This is a genomic window from Streptomyces humidus, assembly GCF_014649655.1.
Lineage (GTDB): Bacteria > Actinomycetota > Actinomycetes > Streptomycetales > Streptomycetaceae > Streptomyces > Streptomyces humidus.
The window spans coordinates 1-19,045 of the sequence record NZ_BMTL01000057.1; the positions used below are offsets into that span (position 1 = coordinate 1).

19 protein-coding genes and 1 pseudogene are annotated in these 19,045 nt (G+C 70.3%); 14 read left to right on the forward strand and 6 right to left on the reverse strand.

What is annotated here, in order from left to right; genetic code table 11:
• Positions 1 to 36 precede the first annotated feature (36 nt).
• From IE239_RS38880 to IE239_RS38900, 6 genes and pseudogenes are all read left to right on the forward strand, one after another.
• Positions 37 to 489, forward strand: coding sequence for an integrase core domain-containing protein (locus tag IE239_RS38880; protein WP_190154160.1), 453 nt, complete (start codon positions 37 to 39; stop codon positions 487 to 489).
• Positions 490 to 530: 41 nt separating this feature from the next.
• Positions 531 to 809: pseudogene (locus IE239_RS43540) on the forward strand (DUF8825 domain-containing protein); the annotation flags it as partial.
• Between the two features lie 746 nt (positions 810 to 1,555).
• Positions 1,556 to 1,774, forward strand: coding sequence for a hypothetical protein (locus IE239_RS38885; protein WP_229878704.1), 219 nt, complete (start codon positions 1,556 to 1,558; stop codon positions 1,772 to 1,774).
• Between the two features lie 646 nt (positions 1,775 to 2,420).
• Positions 2,421 to 2,894, forward strand: a complete 474-nt coding sequence (locus IE239_RS38890) for a hypothetical protein (protein ID WP_190154161.1) — start codon at positions 2,421 to 2,423, stop codon at positions 2,892 to 2,894.
• A 162-nt stretch (positions 2,895 to 3,056) separates the two neighbouring features.
• Positions 3,057 to 4,166, forward strand: a complete 1,110-nt coding sequence (locus IE239_RS38895; protein ID WP_229878706.1) for a DUF4262 domain-containing protein — start codon at positions 3,057 to 3,059, stop codon at positions 4,164 to 4,166.
• Between the two features lie 52 nt (positions 4,167 to 4,218).
• Positions 4,219 to 4,671: a hypothetical protein gene (locus IE239_RS38900; RefSeq protein ID WP_190154162.1), complete on the forward strand. Its 453-nt coding sequence runs from the start codon at positions 4,219 to 4,221 to the stop codon at positions 4,669 to 4,671.
• A 219-nt stretch (positions 4,672 to 4,890) separates the two neighbouring features.
• Here the strand turns inward: IE239_RS38900 and IE239_RS38905 are convergent, their stop codons facing one another.
• Positions 4,891 to 5,730 (reverse strand): hypothetical protein, encoded by an 840-nt coding sequence (locus IE239_RS38905; protein WP_190154163.1) that lies wholly within the window; start codon positions 5,728 to 5,730, stop codon positions 4,891 to 4,893.
• 344 nt (positions 5,731 to 6,074) lie between these two features.
• Between IE239_RS38905 and IE239_RS38910 the strand changes: the two genes are divergently transcribed.
• On the forward strand, positions 6,075 to 7,427 hold the full coding sequence (locus IE239_RS38910; protein WP_229878708.1) for a helix-turn-helix domain-containing protein: 1,353 nt from the start codon (positions 6,075 to 6,077) through the stop codon (positions 7,425 to 7,427).
• A 37-nt stretch (positions 7,428 to 7,464) separates the two neighbouring features.
• On the opposite strand, the gene IE239_RS38915 is transcribed toward IE239_RS38910, so the two are convergent.
• Positions 7,465 to 8,268 (reverse strand): GNAT family N-acetyltransferase, encoded by an 804-nt coding sequence (locus IE239_RS38915; RefSeq protein WP_190154164.1) that lies wholly within the window; start codon positions 8,266 to 8,268, stop codon positions 7,465 to 7,467.
• 205 nt (positions 8,269 to 8,473) lie between these two features.
• Here IE239_RS38915 and IE239_RS38920 point away from each other — a divergent pair, with 205 nt between their 5' ends.
• The 4 genes from IE239_RS38920 to IE239_RS38935 all read left to right on the forward strand — a co-directional run bounded on the left by IE239_RS38920 (position 8,474) and on the right by IE239_RS38935 (position 12,121).
• A complete protein-coding gene (locus IE239_RS38920; protein WP_190154165.1) occupies positions 8,474 to 9,532 on the forward strand; it encodes a hypothetical protein in 1,059 nt (352 codons plus the stop codon).
• 133 nt (positions 9,533 to 9,665) lie between these two features.
• Positions 9,666 to 9,884, forward strand: a complete 219-nt coding sequence (locus IE239_RS38925; protein ID WP_190154166.1) for a hypothetical protein — start codon at positions 9,666 to 9,668, stop codon at positions 9,882 to 9,884.
• A 189-nt stretch (positions 9,885 to 10,073) separates the two neighbouring features.
• Positions 10,074 to 11,891: an RNA-binding domain-containing protein gene (locus tag IE239_RS38930; RefSeq protein WP_190154167.1), complete on the forward strand. Its 1,818-nt coding sequence runs from the start codon at positions 10,074 to 10,076 to the stop codon at positions 11,889 to 11,891.
• Between the two features lie 83 nt (positions 11,892 to 11,974).
• The gene (locus IE239_RS38935; RefSeq protein ID WP_190154168.1) at positions 11,975 to 12,121 is read left to right on the forward strand and encodes a hypothetical protein; all 147 of its coding nucleotides are present in this window, start codon (positions 11,975 to 11,977) and stop codon (positions 12,119 to 12,121) included.
• Between the two features lie 123 nt (positions 12,122 to 12,244).
• On the opposite strand, the gene IE239_RS38940 is transcribed toward IE239_RS38935, so the two are convergent.
• The 3 genes from IE239_RS38940 to IE239_RS38950 all read right to left on the reverse strand — a co-directional run bounded on the left by IE239_RS38940 (position 12,245) and on the right by IE239_RS38950 (position 15,176).
• Positions 12,245 to 12,571, reverse strand: a complete 327-nt coding sequence (locus IE239_RS38940; protein WP_190154169.1) for a WhiB family transcriptional regulator — start codon at positions 12,569 to 12,571, stop codon at positions 12,245 to 12,247.
• A gap of 156 nt (positions 12,572 to 12,727) precedes the next feature.
• Positions 12,728 to 13,735 (reverse strand): hypothetical protein, encoded by a 1,008-nt coding sequence (locus tag IE239_RS38945; RefSeq protein WP_190154170.1) that lies wholly within the window; start codon positions 13,733 to 13,735, stop codon positions 12,728 to 12,730.
• Between the two features lie 664 nt (positions 13,736 to 14,399).
• Entirely contained in the window at positions 14,400 to 15,176 is a 777-nt protein-coding gene (locus IE239_RS38950) for a GntR family transcriptional regulator (protein WP_190154171.1), read from the reverse strand.
• 151 nt (positions 15,177 to 15,327) lie between these two features.
• On the opposite strand from IE239_RS38950, the gene lexA reads away from it, so the two are divergent.
• The 3 genes from lexA to IE239_RS38965 all read left to right on the forward strand — a co-directional run bounded on the left by lexA (position 15,328) and on the right by IE239_RS38965 (position 17,849).
• On the forward strand, positions 15,328 to 16,029 hold the full coding sequence (gene lexA / locus IE239_RS38955) for a transcriptional repressor LexA (RefSeq protein WP_190154172.1): 702 nt from the start codon (positions 15,328 to 15,330) through the stop codon (positions 16,027 to 16,029).
• Between the two features lie 74 nt (positions 16,030 to 16,103).
• The gene (locus IE239_RS38960; RefSeq protein WP_190154173.1) at positions 16,104 to 16,424 is read left to right on the forward strand and encodes a hypothetical protein; all 321 of its coding nucleotides are present in this window, start codon (positions 16,104 to 16,106) and stop codon (positions 16,422 to 16,424) included.
• A gap of 81 nt (positions 16,425 to 16,505) precedes the next feature.
• Positions 16,506 to 17,849: a type II secretion system protein L gene (locus IE239_RS38965; RefSeq protein ID WP_190154174.1), complete on the forward strand. Its 1,344-nt coding sequence runs from the start codon at positions 16,506 to 16,508 to the stop codon at positions 17,847 to 17,849.
• Positions 17,850 to 18,118: 269 nt separating this feature from the next.
• Here IE239_RS38965 and IE239_RS38970 read toward each other — a convergent pair whose 3' ends face one another.
• Complete coding sequence (locus IE239_RS38970) at positions 18,119 to 18,997, reverse strand: M48 family metalloprotease (protein ID WP_190154175.1); 879 nt, start codon at positions 18,995 to 18,997, stop codon at positions 18,119 to 18,121.
• Positions 18,998 to 19,045: the final 48 nt, after the last annotated feature.

Genomic DNA, 19,045 nt, shown 5'->3' on the forward strand with positions numbered 1-19,045 from the left:
CAGGTACCACGCGCACTTCGGTCCGGACTATCCAGCTTGACCACGTGTGCCCAGCTCACATCCCGAAGCGCACCAGATCAGGGCCGGGAATCCACACTGCTGATCGACCTCGGCGTCACCAGAAGTCACTCGCGCCCCAAGGTCAGCAATGACAACCCTTACATCGAGAGTCACTTCAAAACCGCGAAGTACAGCGCCGACTACCCCGAGTACTTCGATTCCCTCGCGCACGCCCGGGAGTGGTTCGAGGAATTCATCACCTACTACAACCACGAGCACCGGCACTCCGGGATCGGCCTGCACACGCCCGCCTCGGTCCATTTCGGCACCGCCGAGCAGGTCCGCGACCAGCGCGCCGTCACCCTCGCCAAGGCCTACGACAAGCACCCCGAACGCTTCACCCGCCGCCCCCGACCGCCCGAGATACCTCATCAGGCATGGATCAACGACCCCGCCAAACGCAGGGAACCCGAACCCCAAGACTCATAGCCATACAAACGTCTCATTTGACTTGACATCTACCGTGGTCCCGTGAGCCGCACCCCGGGTGGCCGGACGAGACGGAACGGGGCCGTGAGCGCCCCGGCCGGCCGGCCTCCCCCGGCTGGACGGACACCGAGGCCGCCGAGTTCGACCGGCTCCTCGATGAGCTGCGGGCCGCCACCGCCGTCGTCCAGTGCCACATGTGGTGGGAGCGCTGCTCGCGCGAGGGCATCAAGGGCGCGGACCTGGTGGGCGCCCGGCAGGCGCTCAGGCACGCCAAGGGCGCCGTCCCTCTGGTCCGTGAGGACGTCGACGCCGCGGCCTGACTGCTCCGGCGCGCGCCCGGCCCCGCACCCCGAGGCGGCCGGGCGCCGCCGTTTCTGCGCCGTTCTCGGCGTTCGCCGCCCCCCGCCCGCGGCCCGCAGGTTCGGTGGTCCACTGCCCGCCCGGTGAGTTGGCGCACCGGCTGCTACAGGGCGAGCAGCGTGTGGCGCGTGCTGGCCCGGCTTCTCGCGCCTTCCGGCACGGCCCGGGGCACCGAGGCGGGCGGTCCTCGTTCCCGTACGGCCTGCCGGCCGGACGGCGCCGCGTCTTGCATGGATGGTGGGAAGCAATTCCCTACTGTTGCGCCTTAGCGATTCAATGTGTACTGTTGTTCTCGTGAGGCCGGGCGCGAAGAACCGGCCGAGAAGTCACCCGCCCAGCAGACCGCCGCCCGCGGCCTCGTCGAGGAAGACGAAGCGCCCGAGGTCACCGGCTCGATCTTCTGGAACAGCCATACACAAAGGCGGTCCTTTCCCATGGGGCCGTTCGCGCCTACCCACACCACTCGACGATCGTGAGAACTCGCGTGTTCTATCTGATGAAGTGCCCCTGTTGCGGCCACCCGACGATGTTTCACGAACTGGAACGACACACCGCCCGAAGCCTCTTGATCGACCCCGAGACGGGCCTGCCGCCAGGCATCTCTGCCGACGGTCACCGTGTGAGCCCGTCCCCGGAGGCCACAGCCAGAGCCCGTAGGCGGCCCCTGTGCCGGTCGTGTCTCGATGACGTAGAAGCTGGCGGCGCGGTGACCTTCTCCGTACGGCTGAAGGGCGAGCAGACCGCTGTGGCCATCGCGTCGGAAATGCCTCTCCTTGACGATGAGGGCCAGGTGATGGCCGTCCGCTGCCCGGCCGCGGGGTGCGGTGCGCTTGTTGATCTGATTAACGGCCGACTGGATCGCCACCTCGTGCTCGGCCGGGAGTGCCACACGTCGGGCGTCCCGGTGATGGTCGGTGAGGATTGATGACCATCTGCCGTCCCAGCGAGGTCAACTGCGGCCGCTGCAAGAGCCGACGGGATCCCGGGTGACGGTTGGGCCGGAGAAGCCCGTACCGAAGCCGGCGGCTATGGCCCGCGCCTCCGTCGACCCCTGTGTGCGCTGTGGGGTTCACACCTACGGCGCCTTGGACCGATGTCCCTACGACTGCCCCGATAACGACGACGATGCGTCGGGCATCGGGGCGAATGCGGAGTTGATCTCAACATGAGTACCCCCGTCCCGGGGACCGGGGCCAAGAAGCGTCCCGCGAGGCGTCGCAAGGTCAAGAACGCTCGGACCGGCTCCGTGGGGAGCAAGATCCTGCCGGGCCAGTACAGCGATGAGGGCGAAAAAGGGCCCTGGTTTCGCCGTCTGGTTCGCCGCGCCGAGACGCGCAGCTGGCGGCGTGAGGCATCGCGGTTCTGACGGCTGCCGTCACCCCAGGTCTTCGACGTGCCGCCGGAAGACCAAAGAGCCGCCCACGTAAACCGCCGCTCGGCCCCACTCCCCCGGGCAAGGGCATCGGCCGAGCAGCCGAAGCCCTCTGCGTCACCACTGCCGACGAGGCAGCGCGGCGATGCCCGTCCCTCTTCATGCGCGTCCGCCGTGGCGCCCGATCTTAGGAAGAAACGTGTCTGCTGATCTGCAACTCTGCATCCATTCGGTTCCCGCTGACGAGGTCGTCGCGCTTCTCGACCTCATGCGGGAGCACAAACTCCACGGCGAGTACGAGCGGGGCCCTGTCGAGGCCCTCACGCTGGGACAGGTATACCGCGCCCGGGACGCCGCGCTGGGCCTCTGCGAGGAGGTCGCCGCGCGGCTGGAGGAGGACGCCCCGAACGCCGTGTTCGAGCTGTGGCAGGACCCTCACTGGAGCGCCGACGGGCACTACCACGCACACGTCCCGCAGTTCGGCCATTTCGAGGCGGGTTGCGATGCCGAGGGTGTTCCGCATGTCGGCGTGCACGACCTCATCCAACGGCTGAGCAACAGCCCGGCAGCGACGCTCGGCGACTGGATGGCGGGTGAGGGGGCCGGCCTTCTCGGCGTCGCGGTGCTCGCCGTGGTGGGCGAGTACCGGGCGCAGCGGTCGTCCGGCTCCTGATCCAGGCTTTCCCCCTCTCGCACCCCGTCGGGGCCGGTTGGCCGGTGATGCATGCGGCGGCGCAGCGCCGCCGCTCCGCGATCGCCCGAGAAGTCGACGACGCGCACAACGGCCAGACGCTCCCCGGCCTCCCCCACCCCACAATTCACTGGAGAACTGATCATGGCGGACATCCGCATGCGCTTCCTCGGGCACCCCTGGGAGCAGACCACCGTTTCTGCCGATTCCGAGAGACCCGAGGAGGTGTTCATCGCCCTCTTCCTCCGGGCGATGGAGACCGTTCCCGAACTGCGCGCCTTGCCCGGCGACCTGGAGGCGTACACCGTGCGCTGGGACGGCGACGAGGCGTCCATCTACCACCCGGATGTGGAACAGGTCGTCTTCCGCGCCCAGCCTGCGCCCGGGCGTTCCGTGCAGGGGGGTGCTCCGGTCAGGACACGGCCGCCTGAGGTGTGGCGCGAGGAGCGCGGCCACGATTTCTACCCGGCTCCGGCGGAGCTGGCCGAGATCCCGGGTCTGTGGGCAACCGTCTTGGAGCCGCATGAGCACAGGGTGGTCGGCCTCCGGTATTCCTCCGCCTGGGGCGAGTGGTACGTCGTAGAGCTCGACGACGCGAGCGGCGAGGCTTACGGGTGGTCGTGCCTGGGCGGTGACCTGTCACGGGGACGGTGGGGTCTGATCGATCTTCCGGCTCTGGAGTCGATCCATCAGGAGAGCGACCTGTCCCGGCTGGTTGTTCGCGATCTGAATTTCACACCTGCCGTCGCGGCCAGTATTTTGCCGAAGGGCCGACCTCACGACTCATGCGGGGACGCAGATTGCCCTGTGTGTCCGCCCGATTTCATGACGGAGTACGTTGCTCGACTGCGCGAGATCATCGCGGAGCACGGGTTCGCCGTCCAGGCCGTTCTTGCCGATGAGGGTTCTGCCGCCTACTGCTACACCATCGGTCTGCACGAGTCTTTGGGGCACGAGTTCGTGATGGCCGGCCTGGACGTCGGGGCGATGCAGGGCGTCCTCCATTCCGTCGTCGAGAAATTCGCCGGATCGTCTGGTCCGGTCGCCGGTGAGGTCCTGGATGGGCTTCTCGCGAACGGATTCCGGCTGCTCATGCACCCCGTGGAGTCCCTGGAGCCCTTCGCGATGCTGCGGGCGGTGTATGGCCGGGATACCGCTGTGCCGTACTGGCAGGCCGTGTGGCCCGATCGTGACGGCGTCTTCCCAACTGATGCCTCGTGCTCGCTTTCACCCGGAACGCAACCGCTTCTCTAGCCGGTTTCAAGGATTCTCAACTTCTTGCACGGTCGTTTTAGGGGGTATTTTCATGCGTCAGCCTGAACCACTGGATGCTATTGACGAGCTGCGGTTCTTTCTGGATTTCGCTGTTCCGCTGTGCGGCGCTGACATCGCGTACAAGCTCAGGCAATGGGGCCATTCTCGCGAGCAGGCCAAGAACTGGCTACGAGGTGAAGCCGAGCGCGCTGGCGGCAGCTTGGGCGAGAACGGCGACGTGCTGCAGTTCAGCGACGGTCGTCCTCGGTCGGGACGCGCGCAGAACCGTGTGGTCCGGACGGCGAGTGAGCTTGCTCGCGGCGTGGCAGCGGCAGCGCTGCTCGCGCAGCTGGAGGGGAAGAGCGGGGTCGAGGCCTTCGGCAGCTTCTACGGTGTCACCGCCGGGCCCGCTGAGGCCGACACGGCCCGAGTCCAGGATGGAGAGGACGGTGCAGTCGGTGGCGCCGCTGGTGGCACCTGTCCTGTACGGAGGCCGGCCGCCTGAACGCGTCGAGGAAGTCCCGGTGCCACGCCGTCCGCGGTACCTCGTCCCAGCTGGCGAGTCGAGCCCGCAGGGAGCCGAATAGGAGCTCTCGGCTCACTCCTTAGGCTCGCCGAGGTCCGTGCCGGAATGGGTGCGCGGGACGGGCCCCGGTCCCCGTGACGGGACGCAGTACGGCCGGGGCCGCCACTCCAGGACGCAGTTCGCACAGTCGCCGACGGCTCAGTCCAGGCGGGAGAAGTCGAGATCCACCAGGATCTCCCTCAGATCGACCTTCTCGTCGAGGCAGAAGCCCCGAAGCTCGTCCCACATCTCGGAGACACCCTCCAGAGCGCCACCGAGCAGGGACAGCTGTCCGCGGTCCTCGTCGTATTCCTCGTCGTGGAGGTAGACCATCTCCGCCTTCTGGAGCTCGCGTACGACGCTGAGCAGCGTCGTACGGTCCGCCGAGAAGCGCCTCAACACCAGTTCGAAGTCCGTGGTCTCCTCGTGGACCACGAGGGCGAGTACCTGTCGGGCCATCCGCGTGCGGCCGCCGACACGCCCCGCGAAGCGGTTGACCAGTTCGAGGACGTCCTGTTCGTCCGACGGATCCTGGTCGGCGTCCTCCCAAGCGAAGAAGCGGCGCATGGTGGTGGCGGGCCGCACCAGGGAGCCGTTGACCGTGTCCCGGAACTCGGCCTCGATGTCGTCGACCGTGTACCGGTACGTGCCCTCATGCTTCTGTTTGACCGCCCGCAGGTACTCGACGGTGTAGTCGTCCCGGGTGACGCTGCTGTCGATCAGGTCGTGATGCACCCCGCACAGCAGCATCAGGTTGTCGAAGTCCCTCAGCTGTTCGACGTCCCGGCCGTCCCATGCCTCGTGCCGGGCGCTGCCGGGCTCAGCGCCGATGATGTGGGCGATCTTGCCGACCCAGGCGCCGTCATCCGTGACCAGCCGCGTTGGGCAGTGCGGGTCGCCCCAGGCGCATTCGTTGCCAGAGAACGCCCACAGCCGGCGCGCGACGCCGGACATCGGCTCCTTGCGGTTCTTCTCGGGGCCGCTCGTCCGCTTGGCCACAGCCCGCCCTTCCTTCGCCCTGACGACAACGCGCAGCGTAGTTCAGTGGGTTGGGGTGCGGCACGCATGCTGGTTGTCCGGCTACTACCAGCGCTGGGTCGGGCGGGCGCGGGGGCGAGTTCGGCCTGTTCGGCGACGGCGCCGAGGCGGTCGGCAGGCACAACCTACGTGGCCGCGTAGTCGGCGGTTGTGCTGGGTCTTATGCCGGGCGCTGCTGGCCGGCTGAGGGGTGAGGCGCGTCTGCTCTGGTGTGGGTGAACTTCGGGCGTTGTCGCCCGAGTCCGTGTCGTAGTCGGGATGATGTGGCACGTGCGGGGCCGCGGCGGCCGCGGGAGGGGGTCAGGGTGAGCAGGTGGGGGAAGCAGCAGGAACGGCTGGTGGTGCGGGCCGTCGACGTGCTGTCGGGTGTGCTGAGCGGCGCGGTGCCGGAGCCGGCCCGCCGCGTGGTTGCCTCCCGGGCGCTGCTGGCCGTCGAGGAGTTGGTGTTCCCGATGCACGAGGAGCTGGTGCTGGAGGAGAACGCGGACGCGGCGGCTCGGGGGGCTACCGATGAGCAGTGGGCACACGACGCCGCGGTGCGCGGGTGGGTGATCGAGACGTTGGCCGAGCACGCCTCGTCCTACAACGAGCTCCATGATGTGTGGGAAGACGATTCGGAGTACGTCGAACCCCGTGGTGACCATCCGGTGTGGGCGCTGCTGGAGCTGTCTCCCTTCGCGCGGCGTCTGAGGCTGTTGCAGGAGGCGGCCGCGAAGACCGCGGTCGGCCTGGGCGGCGACGTCGGCGTCGGCGCGCACCAGATCGGGCACTGGGCGGCGGGCCGGTCCCGGCCGGGGGAACGTGAGCGGGAGGCGCTGGCGGAGGCGCTGGGTGTCCACCGGGCGTGGCTGCACGCTTCGCGCGACGAGCAGCCGGATGTGCAGCTGTACCGGTTCGCGTCCTGCCCGTGCGAGAAGCCGACTGCCATGATGCGGCTCGGGCTGGGCCGGGATGAGCCGGACTGGTACGACAGCCCCGCCGAGCAGGCTGCCGCCGTGCACTGGTGTGGCGGCTGTCGGCAGGGCTGGGTGAAGGACGCGGCCGGATGGCTGCTGCCGCTGCCTCCCGGGGAGGAGCCGAGACCGTCCGGCGGGGACTTGGTCGGCCTTGGCCGACCGTTCAGTCGCGGCCCCTCGGTGACTCTCGATGAGCCGTGGCCGCGGGCGCTGTGGCAGCTTCCGGCAGGCCGGAAGGGCCGCGCCCGCACCGCCTACCAGGTCCCGGAACTGCTCACCCGGGCGCCGCAGGACCTGCCTGTACGGCCGGCTACCGCGCGCGTCGTCGTGCCGGAGCCGGTGTGGGGGGCCGGTTCGGCGGAGCGGCTTGCCGCGAACGGGACGTGGTGCCGCACGTGCCGGGCCCTGGCCGACGCGCCTGAGGGGGCGGCCGGTGGCCCGTGGGTTCTGCTGCACCGCAGCGAGCCGCGACGCGGGCTGAGTACCTGGACCTACCCCACCGTGAAGGATGCTCTGCATCACGGCGCCCATCTGGCCATGACGTACCTGCAGCTGGACGACGGTCCCCTCGACCCTGTGGCGCTGGACCTGTTCGTCGGCCAGGCGCACGCCCAGGTCATCGCCCGCTATCTCGAATTGCAACCGGAGACCACCCAGTTCGAGGTCGCCGAGCTCGTCCCCATGCGCGCCAGCGAGTTCTGAGCGCCGACGCGCTCCTTGGCCGCGCCGGGGCGAGCGGTCAGGAGGCTTCAGCCGTTGTCAGCCAGGCGATCCACGCGCCGTCCTGCGCCCGGCCCAGGTGAAGGTCCGGCGAGTGATCGGCCATGCGGGCGCAGATTCGTCCGTAGGCGCCGTGGCGGGCGGGGCACAGTCGGGCCACCTCCTGGGGGGTGAGCGCCGCGAGGTCGTCGGGGAGGTTCTGACCAGCGGCGGTCTCGCGTGCCTGGGCGCCCCGCCGGCGTTCGACGGCGTCCCGGTGCTCGGCGAGCAGACGGACCCAGCGCAGATCGCTGTCGTCCTGGTCGCCCGCGGGGGTGTAGAGGCACTGGCGCGCACCGTGCTCGTCGATCTCGTCGACGACGGTCATGCCGATCGATTCCAGCATGCGGCGCGAGGCCAGGTTGGCCTTCTGGGTGACCGCGACCAGCGGGCCACCGCCGGGGACGGCGTCCGTCCACCAGCTGACGGCCGCTGCGACGGCCTCCCTGCCCAGCCCTTCGCCCCAGACGGCGGGGAGCAGCTGGTAGGAGATTTCGGCGCGGCCCTCGCACCTGTGGTCGGCGCCGATGGTCACCAGGCCGATCGGTTGCTGGTCGGCAACGCGGACGACGGTCCACGCGCCGGCCGTCGCCGGGTAGGCGGCCTGGCGGGCGGCGACGCGCTCCTGCGTGACCGGGCCTCCGAGGTGTGCGCGGACCAGGTCGTCGGTCAGCAGCTCGTGCACGAGGTATCCGTCTTCGTGGGTGACCGGCCGCAGGAAGAGATGGTCGGTGCGCAGCTCGGCGGGCCAGAGGCGGTCCAGTGCGGTGTCGACGGATTCCATGAATGTCACCTTGGCAGCCGGCGGCTCGGGGCGGGCCGGCTTCGTCGAAGACACACGGCGGTGGAGCCGACCCACCGCAGGGACCGCACAAATACTCGTGCTTTCGGTTCATGTTCGGTTACCGGCGGGGGCGTTGTCGGTGGCGGCTGGCAGGCTGACCGGGACAGAGGCAACGCCGTTTCGGAGCAGCAGGAGAGGTCGCATCGTGGACCAGTTCAGGGGCTGGAAGAGGTACCCCCGCGTCATCGAGGGCGCTCTCGCGCGCGCCGGCTACGCGGATGCCGAATTCGCGGTGCGCCGGGGAGAGGTGCGGGGTACGGCGGAGGCCCGGTGGGCGTGGATCAGCGGGGCTGCGGAGCTGACCGGCGAGGAGTGGCCGGACGGGCTGGAGCTGGTGTGGAACTCGGCCGTGGGCTGGGCGTACCAAGGACGTGGCGGCGACAAGCTCGTTACGTTGCCCGTGCCGGTGCTGGCAGCGCCGGAGGCGATCACCGCGCTGCTGCCGGCCCTCATGGACGGACGCCGCGACCAGCTTCCCGCATCCGAGGACCGGTGGGAGCACGCCGCGATCCTCGCAAGGTGGGCGGAGTCTGCCGCAGTCCTGGGCGACGACAAGTACGACGCGGCCTACCAGCGCGCCGAGGAGGAAGCCGCGACATTCGACCGGTGGCAGGCCGAGCTGAACGACGTTCTGCCCGTCACGGCGCCTCCTCCCGTGGAGGCCGACGGCACCGCCGGGGCCGCCGCCCTCGGGTCCGGTGACGCCCGCACGCCAGACGCTGCGGAGCGGGCCCGGCGCGCGCACGTGGACGTCATCCTGCAGTGGGCCCTCAAGGCACGCGACGACCGCAGCCACCACCCGGACCCGGAGCTGTTCGGGGCCCTGTGCGACTTCTTCACCCGCGCCGTGGTCTTCCCCGGGCTGATGGACCCCGACGACGGGCAGCGCCACACCAGCGACCCCTCTCGCGCCCTGGCCCACCTGCTCATCCAGCACTTGGAGCGCTACGGCATGGACCTGGAGGACCTGCCCGAACTGGTGTCGCCTGATACCTCGGTCGCGCCCGTCGGGGACGCGGTGGCCGAGTGCATCGTCCAGGCGCTGCGCTCCAACCGCTGGTTCAGTGACGCGGTCTCCGGAACCGGCCAAGCCAGCGGCGAGGTGATGTTCCGTACCGTTTTCGGCAGCACGGGCGTTCTCCACCTCGCCGACGTGACCGGCCCGGACGACCGCCCGAAGGCCCAGGGACCCGGAACTCGGTGATGCAACCACCGCAACGGTGGCTGTGCCGTCGGGCGTTCACCCCGCCCGGACGACCCCGAGGCTCAGGCGCGGGGACTCAACTGCCAGAATTCGCCGACGTTGCCCACCACCGTCTTCGACTGGGGGAAGCCTTGTGAGCGACAACATCGACGTGGAGGCGACCAGGCTCCCGGACGGCACCCTCGTCCTCCCCCTACCCACGGTCACCGCGATCCTCCGGCAGATCGCGGACAGGGCAGAGACCCGGCAGCGATCGCAGCGAGTCACGGACCCCATCACGGAGATCCGCGCGATCGCCGACCAGATCGATGCCGCTGGTCTCCTCGATCAGGTCGGACCGTCCGCCTCGTAGGACCGCACCGTGCAGCGGGCCACCAGCGCAACGTTCCGTCAGTCGGCCAACGGATTCCGTGCGGGGGCCGTGGTGTCCGTGCTGGTCCGGCCGTCCCTTCCTCAGATGACCTGATCAGGCGTTCCGGGGAGACGGTGAACTTGTGAAACCAGGCGGCGGAGCGCTGGAGGGCCGGAGGATACTGCCGGGATGCCGACCGATCTGAAGAGCGCACTAGCCGCGCTGGAGGCCCACCAGCCCGGCTCTCTGCTCGGGCTGCGCGAGACACAGTGGCTCGATGCGAAGGCCGCCGCGTACCAGCTCGATGCCGACCCCCGCGCGCCCGAGGAACTCGCCAAGGATGTCGCCGCTTTCGCCAACGGGGGAGGCGGGGTCATCGTGATCGGCATCGCCACCCGCATGGACAGTGACGAGGAAGTCCTCGACCACATCAGGGGGCTCGCCCGAGATGCGGTGAACGTCGACCAGGTCCGTAAGGTGATCCGCGCCCGGATCACCCCCGCGCCCCGCGGGGTACGCATCGGCTGGTCCGGCGACGGTGAGGAGCGCGTGCTGTTCATCGACGTTCCCGCGCAGCCCGCAGCCACGCTCTTCGTCGTGGCGGCGCCGACCGGGAAGCCGGGCGCCCAGCGGACGGACACCGTCGCCGTGCCGGTGCGGGACGGCGACCAGACGCACTGGCTGCCGCGCGCCGAGATTCAGGCCTTGCTCTCCGCGGGTGTCCGGGCTACCGGCATGCCGACCGCCGAGGCCCTCGCCGACCTCGTTCGCCAAGCCGTTTCCGGTAGCGGGTCGGGGGGAGGGCTGCGGGTCGGCCAGGGGCTCCCGGATCGCGAGCGGGAGATGCAAGAGGCATACCGTCAGTTGGCCACAGCCGAGCTGGGGGAACCGGCCGGGGAAGCATGGGCCCACGGGTCGACCGCTCTCCAGGATCTGCACCACGAACGCGACGGCGAGCCGGGCTGGGTGCTATGTCTGGTCGTTGGCCGCCCGCCGGTCGTGGTCGCCGCGCCGGTCTGGCAGGCGATCGTCGAAGCCGGCCGGAACGCGCCAGGCCATGATCCGCTCGCAGCCATCGGCCTTCCCCGCCCGCCCGAGGACACGGACACCCCGTGGGTGATCGCGGCCGACTCACGGACCGTGGACGTCGACGGCGGATCGTGGGGCGCCGGCCGCCTGGCGTGTTCAGGGCGCGGCGTGTGGCGGTGGCAGCCACTCCCCCGCTTCAGCCTCAACCGGGGCCGGTCGGCCGAGAACTGGACTGCCGGCCAGACACCGGCCTTGCGCCTGCGTGCCGTGGTGAATCTGCCCTGGGCCGGCACGGACCGGTTGGAGGTCACCAAACCCCGGCGCGCTCTGCTCGAGCAGCAGCTGCCGCACAGCGCGGTGGCCAGCGCGGTGACGATGCTGTCCCTGCGCAGGGGCGCGGAGCTTCCCGCCGCTCGCTGGGAACGCGGCCCCTTCGGCAACTCGGCCCGCTCCGTCGGCTACACGTGCGCGATCGGCGGACCGGACGGCGGGCCGGTCCTGCGGGCGTCCGTCATGCTCGCCCTGCCCACGACGATGGAGTCCACCGTGGTCGCCTGCGCGGAGGTCCTGATCGAGAACCCGGAGGCGTGGGCGGCAGCCGTTGGGCCCGGCTGGGACACTCGACTGGGTTTCGACGAGGTCCAGGCCGTGCTGCTGAGCACGTGGGAGACGGCCGCCGAGTTGCTGCCCGATGTCGTCGGTGACCCGGTGGGGCTGTCCTGGGCCGCCCCGCCCACCACCGAACTGCGGATGACGTGCGAACGGCCCGCCGACAACGGCGTCCAGCCCGTCTTGGACTCGCTCGTCGATCTGGCGCCGCTTGGCGCCAACGACAGCGGCATCAGGTCGCAGATGGCCGTCACCATCACGGCCGCGCCGGCCATGGGCCGGGCGGAGCGCCAGAGCCTGCTGCGGGAAGCGCTGGTGCACATGGCCCGCGAGTTCGGGTACGTCGACGCGGACGTGGACCTGTTGTAGCCACGGCATTCAGCGGCGGTAACCAGGGCGAGGCGGGTGCGCTCGTCGTCGAGGTCGGGGTCCTGGATGGTGCGCGCTGCGACGTGGTCGAGCAGTTCGTGGCCGAGTTCCTCGAGCATCACGCGCATCGGGTAACCGCGTTGGTAGACGTCCTCGAAACGCTCCTGGACACGGTGCGCCTTGTCACCGAGGGCCTGGTCGAGGCGCTGCTGGTTCACGGGGTGGCGTAGCGCGTTGCTGATCTCCATCCGTGGATCCTGCCAGGCACCACCGACAGCGCCGCTCTCGCGTTTTCCGTCCGGCGACCGCATTCCGGCGACGCGGGCTCCGAAAGCGGTGCGAGCGGGGGGTGATCACCCCGTGGCGTTCCAGGGCTGCGCGTCGTCGGACCGGACGACGCGCTCATGTTCTGACCGGGCCGCTTCGAGCAGGCGGCGCCAGGAGGTGACCAGCGGCCGGCGTCGCAGGAGGGAGCGCCGTTCACGCTCGGTCATGCCGCCCCAGACGCCGTGCTCGATGCGATGGTCGAGGGCATGGGCGAGGCATTCGGTGCGCACCGGGCAGCCGGTGCACAGAGCCTTGGCTCGGTTCTGGGCCGCACCGTCGACGAAGAGTTCGTCCGGATCTGCGGTTCGGCAGATCGCGTGTTCACCCCAGGTCTCCTGTTCATCCCCGACCATCTGAACGCCGTCCCTCCCCGGTCCGGCCTGCCGTTCCCCCAGCAGGCGCGGTCCGGAAACCGTACGGCACGCACGCGGGTCGTGGGACCTCGCCCGGTTGCGGCAATCCCTTTGAGTGACTGCGGCCTTGACGACACCGCCGGTGTGGGGCTCGGCTCAACCGGTGCCTGAAAACCCGGGCATGGGCGGCAGAGAGGCTTCACCCGTCAGAGCGCTGGTGCGCTGCCGGATCGCCGCGAACATCTGGGCACGATTCTCCTTGATCGGGTAGTCGATCCGGTCATACCGCAGTTGGAGGGCGGCGGTGCGATCCGGGGACTTCAGGAGGACCAGCCCGAGGCCTTCTCCGGGCGTCAGGTCACGGTGGCCGCACAGCTCCAGCGGCAGACCATGGTGCGGGTCGGTCAGGGCCTGGACCAACTCGGCGCGGCGCAGGCCGGTGTCGGAGTCGTGCTCGAGTTGCAGGATCCACCACTCCCCAAGCCGTGCCTCGTGCCCGGTGACGACCTGGGGCACGGCGACCGTGTGAAGGAGACCGAGGCGGCGCAGCAGTCCGCTGGGCAGCCAAGCGGCGTCGCGCCAGGTGGACTCGTAAGCGATCGGCTGGCGTTCGTCGTCCCACTGCTTCTCGTAGGGGGTCCAGGTGTCGCCTGCCAGCCAGCAGGCCTCTGCGCCGTTGCTCTGGATCTGCTGGGCGAGGGCTGCCTCGGCCTTCTGGAAGGCACGGCGTGAGGGGCCGGTGAGCTGGATGCTGGTCGGCTGCCCGAGTCGGCGGAGCTCGATGCCGCGATCGGTGCGTGCGCAGATCCGCACCCCGTTGAGTCCGTAGATTTCGTCTCGCCCAGTGCGCATCGGTGCGCGGCAGGGCAGCAACCCGCCCAGCAGGCTGTCGAGACTGTCGTTGCTCTCCAGGTGGAGTCTGAGGCCGTGCGGGGTCGGCTGCACGTAGCGGATGCCGAAGGGGTACTCGAAGAAGTGCCTCTGAGCGTTGAGGACCCAGTAGAACACCTCGGATTCGAGGAGGAGTTGCGCCTGCTGAGCCGGTGCCGGGATGAGGGGCGCGTGGGGTTGCAGGGCGGCGACGGCGTCACAGGCGGCTTGGCGGGGGGCGCCGGTGTAGAGGGCGTAGGTCCGGGCTCGGCTGCTGATCTGATTGGCCGACATGGCTTCAGGCACCTTTCGCTCAGCTCCGTCGGCCCGCGGAGCGTGAGGAACAGGCACTGATGTGCGGTGTTGCGGTCGGTGGGGTGCAGCGATCGAAGCCGCGCTTCTTCGCCTCCGCCTTGAACCAGTGGGCCGAGGTTCGCGTGAGGAGCAGCAGACCAATGCCGCACGGCGCGACTGTAGTCCCCGGGCCGGGCTCGAAGAGGGCGCCACGCCGTTCGCCGGTTCTGGGCGTGGGGTTACAGGGGGGAGGCTGGCTGGGGATCGTTGTGCTCAGCGAGTTGGCCACGGGCGACGGCTTCTTGTCGAAGTGCGGTCCTGAGGTGCCACAACGAGATCGCCGGCAGGAAGCCGCCGAGCCGGGCCACCGCCCTCAGGGCCTCAGCCGACCGTGCTAGGAACAGGGCGGCCGATCGTGCCTGCTCGGTGCTCCGATCCCTGCTCAGGCGTTCTACGATCTCGTCCAGCAGTGGTGCCAGCTCACCGGCTCCTGGGTCCTCCGGTACATCGGCTCCCCACCACCGGACGGCAGCCTCCAAGGCCATGAAGCAGTCGGTGCGGTCGAGCTGCGGCGTGGTTCCTACGTCCCCGTGCATCACGATCCCCCATCGTTCACCGTCAGGGGCCCCCTCGGGGCAGGAACCGAGAATCGGCCGCTCTCGCGTCAGCCCCCGACGCAGGGCGCGAGGGGTTCCGAACGCGGTCGCGCGGCGGCCGGCACGGGCATGCCGCGGCGCAGGGCCTCCCGGGTGAGGGCGTCGAGCTGGACACCGGCCGCGGTGTAGGCGTCAGCGGCGCGCGCGAGACGTTGCTCGGCGGCGGCCAGGTCTGCGGCGAGTTCTTCATCGGTTCGCGGCCGCGCGCGAAAGCTGGCCTGTGCTGAATGCTCCGCCTCACCCGGGTGGGGGGCGTCCTGCCGTGCGGAGCGGCGGATGAAGACGCCCTTGCCCTTGACCGCGTAGACCAGGCCCTCGCGTTTGAGTACGCGCACCGCGTTCTGTGCGGTCGAGTTGGCGATCCCAAAGCGGTCTTGGAGTTCCCGCGCGGAGGGAAGCCGCCCGCCCGGTTCGAAGCTGCCGGACCGTATCTCCTCCCTGAGCAGGTCTGCCGTACGGACGTAAGGGGGCCTGGGGTCGTGTTCCTCGTCGATCGCGTCGTTGGCGACGGGTGAGGACTCCGCCCGGGCCGCCGGCGGGAGGCCGGGGTGTGTGCTGCTGACGTAACTGCCCCGCCCGAGCACGGAGTAGACCATGCCTTCCTGCTTCAAGACCCGCAGCGCGTTTTGCACCGTCGAGCTGGAGACTCCGAAGCGCGCCTGAAGTACCCGCGCCGACGGCAGTCGACTCCCGGCCGCATACTCCCCGGTTCGGATCCCGGCGCGCAGCACCTCGGCCGCTTGGAGGTAGGGCGGCCTCGAATCGTCTTCCAGCGGCAATGTCATGGGCGTAACCGTACGCAGCACCGCTCTCCGCTCCAGGCTGTGGGCTTGCCCCGCGCGGACGCCTGGCCAGGGAAAACAGTTCGAATACCTGTGCCCTTTCCCGGAATCTCGGGTTACGGTTCGTACCTGTAAGAGCACGAAGGGGGACATCATGGAGGCCACAACGTCTCGGTACGTCGGGCGGCCGCCGGGCATCGTGACCCGGGAGGACGGGCTGACCGACCGGCAGCACAGGATCGTCGACGCCATCCGGGCCAGCATCAGGGACCGCGGATACCCGCCGTCGATGCGGGAGCTGGGCCAGGCCGCCGGGCTCTCCAGCACCTCGTCCGTCGCGCATCAGATCGGCGCTCTGGTGAAGAAGGGCGTCCTGCGACAGGACCCGAAGCGCCCTCGCGCCTATGTCCCCACCACGACAGCTGGCCCCGAGGCCGACTCTGCCGTGGAGACGGGCCCCGAAGACGCGGTGTCCGACTCCTCGGTGGTCCACACCCCCCTCGTCGGCCGCATCGCCGCTGGCGTTCCCATCACCGCCGACGAGCAGGTCGAGGATGTGCTCGCGCTGCCGAGGCAACTCGTCGGCAGCGGCAAGGTGTTCGCGCTCACGGTCAGCGGCGAGTCGATGATCAAGGCGCACATCATGGACGGCGACACGGTCGCCGTCAGGGTGCAGCCGGACGCCGAGAACGGCGAGATCGTCGCCGCCATGATCGACGGCGAGGCGACGGTTAAGCGACTCAAGCGGGAAGGCTCGACGGTGTGGCTCATGCCGGAGAACGACGCCTTCGAGCCCATCTGCGGCGACGCGGCGTCCATCCTCGGCAAGGTCGTGGCGGTCATGCGCAGCGTGTAAGCGCGCCGGTCGGGGATTTCGGCAGGCCGGAAGCGGTGACTGCTGTGGTGGATTCACTTTGGGATGGGGGAAGCATGAGCGACGAAGCAACGCCGGACATGACGTGGGAAGAGATCGCGGACAGCTGGCGGCTGGACGAACTCCTCGAAGGCCGCATGCAGCCCACCACAAGTGACGACGTGCTGACGCTGATGACGATCGTGGCGCTGCGCGACCGGCGGGCGCCGCTGAGTGGGGCCGCGCGGCGCAAGGCTCTCGACGTCATGATGGCGGCGGCTGACGGCGGCGCGGGGGCCGAAGATGATCAGACGCCGCGGGATCCTGCCCGCATTGAGCAGACTCGTCAGGCCGCGCTGCGTGCCTTCGAAGAGGCCCAGCAGCGACGCGAGGAGTGACCAGGCGCAGGCGGCCCGCCGCAGAACCGCCGCGGGGCGGACAGGAGTGCCCTCGACCCGAGTGCCGTCGTTGACCAGGGCATGAGCGTTCGGAACCTCCTCGACGCGGCCTTCGCGCAGCCGGCCGCCCCGGCTACGCGTGTCAGCGGCCGCACCTTCACCGCCCTGAGCTCGGGCGCCTGGAAGGAGTTCCTTCTCGGTCCCGGCGCTGGGCCAGGCAGATCGGGATCCTGGGACGAGCAGCTGGCGGTGCTGTGGAAGCGGGTGGTCGCGGAGTGCGGAGAGGCACAGCGACTCGCGGACGAGCACGACATCGACTGGGAGCTGGCTCCTCACGAGTCGAAGGCGGTCCTCGCGCTGTGCGGGCCGGACGACGTCGTCATCGATGTCGCCGCGGCCGCACTGGCGACCCAGCGGGAGCAGTGGGAGCTCGAGCGGCGCTTCGCCCGGATCCATCGCCGCCTGCCCTCGGACCTGTCCGGCCTGGTGCCCGCGGACGTCGGCGCGCTGCGGTCCGCTCTGCTGGACGAACAGGATTTCCGCGCCAGCACCTACGCCGTGCAACATGACCGAGTCGTGCGGTGGCTGCGCGCCCTGACCGGCACTGCGGCCTACCTCTCCGCCGCGCACATGGTCCCCGCGCCGCTCGCCCTGGACGTGGTCACCACCGCCCCGCTGGACGAACCGACCCGGAACGCGCTGCGGCTGCCCGCCCCCTGGTCGCTCATCACGCACGACGCCGTCCCCCTGCGCGCGGCCCAAGCCGATGACGACGAACTCGCCGCGCTCGTCGAGGCCGGCGTGTGCGTGGGACCGGAGCCGGTCATCCTCGGCGGCCTGCTCGCCGCCCAGCCCGATGGCCGGCTCGACACGACGTCGGGGTTCCTGCTCATCTCCTCCCTCGACGCGACAGGGAAGCGGTGCCAGGTGCTGCAGCCGACCGCGTACGGCGACCACGGCGGCGGCCGCGTGCTGTACGGGTACGCGGCACAGTTGGCGTTCGCCCGGTGGACGGCGCCGCCCGTTCTCCCGGTGCCTGGGCCGCGCCCCACGTCGCGCAGCGCCTTGGGCAGGATCGCCACGAGCGAGGCCGGGCAGGCCGGCGGCTTCCATGGGGTCCGTGTCCTGGACTTCACCCCTCCGCCCGAGGGACCGCCCGAGCAGCGCCCGGCGCCAGCCGGCTCCCGGGGGCCGCTCGTCGTCGGCACCTGGCGGCGCGCGCACTGGAAGCCAGGAGTGCGGATCGGGATTCGCGACACCGAGGGGCGGCTGGTCGGGCCGGTCTACAAGGACGGCGCGGTCGAGGGCCTCACGTTCACTCGTGAGCGCCGGTTCTTCCCCCGCGCGCGGGTCCGCCCCGACCTCCCGCTCGCGCCCACCACCGCGGTGTACCGGATCCCGAACCCCGGCGCTGCGAGCCGGTGACCTCCCCGTGAACGGAGAGAGCCTGTCGCGGCAGACCGTCGCGAGAGTGGGTTGCCGCGGTCGGAAGGCGGGGCCGCTGATCACGCCGGGCCCGGCGGAGTACGCCCCCGGACGCAGCGCACGGGGGGACGCGGCGTCCAGGGGGACTGCCGGCAAAGTACCGCGCCAACCGGCCGCTTATCGCACATATCGGGGAATCCGATCGCGCGTCGGGGCGCAGCGCTGGCGGTGGCCGGTCTGGCCGGGACGCCGTGGATGAGGAGGTCGGATCAGCTGGCGGCTGGCGTATGCAGTGGGTGCACGACCTGCTCGCGTGCGTCGGGCAGCGGGACGTGGTTGGCGCACAGGATCCGCAGGCGCAGTGGCGGGTGCGTGCGCAGGCCCCGCACCGTCACCCAGATCCGGGGCAGCACGGCGCGGGCGCGTTCACGGTCGAGGTCCTCGCGCCACATGTCGGCCACGGCAGTCCGGCCGCAGACGCCGGCGGCCGCGAGGTCGCAGGCTAGTTCGCCCCACCAGAAGAACATGGTGTTCAGCGCCCAGGCGGCGGCTGCGGTCAGGGCGAAGGCGGGCAGGGACAGCAGGCCCGCTGCCAGGCCGGCCACCGCGACGGCGGCGGACTCGGCGGCGATGCGCTTGCCGGTGTCGCGGCGCTGGAGGTGGGCGAGTTCGTGCTCCAGGACCGCGGGGAGGTGGTTGGTGTGACGTGGGTGGAGCCACCGCATGCCGAGCCACACGTGGCCTCGGCGGCCGTGGCCGGTGGAGCGGGCGTCGGCCCAGCTGTCGGTCTCGCTGGAGGTGGCCAGGGTGATCTTCGTCAGTCCGCGCTCGGCGGTGGTGCGGCGTACGTGCTCGGTGGTCTGCCGCATCCTGGTGGCGATGTGGCGGTATGTGTCGCTGTCGGACGGGTCGGGCTTGCGGCCGGCGTGGACTTGCCAGGTCAACGCCTGGGCCGACGGGCCCATGGCGATCGCCGACTTCTGCCGGGCGCGGCCCTGCACCGCCCACAGTCCGCCGGTCGCCGCCGCCACACCGACGGCGATGCCGGCCGCTGGTCCGCGCAGCTGTGTCATGACGGCCTCGCTGATGATCGCCGTCGCCACCACCGCCTGCCCGGCGTGGCGTTGCAGCATCTCCCCCAGTGTCATGGTGATCACGGTAGTCGGAGGCCTGAGCGTGGGACGGGCTGGGGACGG

Bases quoted from the DNA above. Each gene is read 5' to 3' on its own strand.
- IE239_RS38915 (WP_190154164.1), bottom strand. From the start codon at position 8,268: ATGGAATCCGTCGACACCGCACTGGACCGCCTCTGGCCCGCCGAGCTG.
- IE239_RS38945 (WP_190154170.1), bottom strand. From the start codon at position 13,735: ATGTCGGCCAATCAGATCAGCAGCCGAGCCCGGACCTACGCCCTCTAC.
- IE239_RS38950 (WP_190154171.1), bottom strand. From the start codon at position 15,176: ATGACATTGCCGCTGGAAGACGATTCGAGGCCGCCCTACCTCCAAGCG.
- IE239_RS38930 (WP_190154167.1), top strand. From the start codon at position 10,074: ATGCCGACCGATCTGAAGAGCGCACTAGCCGCGCTGGAGGCCCACCAG.
- IE239_RS38965 (WP_190154174.1), top strand. From the start codon at position 16,506: ATGAGCGTTCGGAACCTCCTCGACGCGGCCTTCGCGCAGCCGGCCGCC.
- lexA (WP_190154172.1), top strand. From the start codon at position 15,328: ATGGAGGCCACAACGTCTCGGTACGTCGGGCGGCCGCCGGGCATCGTG.
- IE239_RS38970 (WP_190154175.1), bottom strand. From the start codon at position 18,997: ATGACACTGGGGGAGATGCTGCAACGCCACGCCGGGCAGGCGGTGGTG.
- IE239_RS38900 (WP_190154162.1), top strand. From the start codon at position 4,219: ATGCGTCAGCCTGAACCACTGGATGCTATTGACGAGCTGCGGTTCTTT.
- IE239_RS38940 (WP_190154169.1), bottom strand. From the start codon at position 12,571: ATGGTCGGGGATGAACAGGAGACCTGGGGTGAACACGCGATCTGCCGA.
- IE239_RS38960 (WP_190154173.1), top strand. From the start codon at position 16,104: ATGAGCGACGAAGCAACGCCGGACATGACGTGGGAAGAGATCGCGGAC.
- IE239_RS38895 (WP_229878706.1), top strand. From the start codon at position 3,057: ATGGCGGACATCCGCATGCGCTTCCTCGGGCACCCCTGGGAGCAGACC.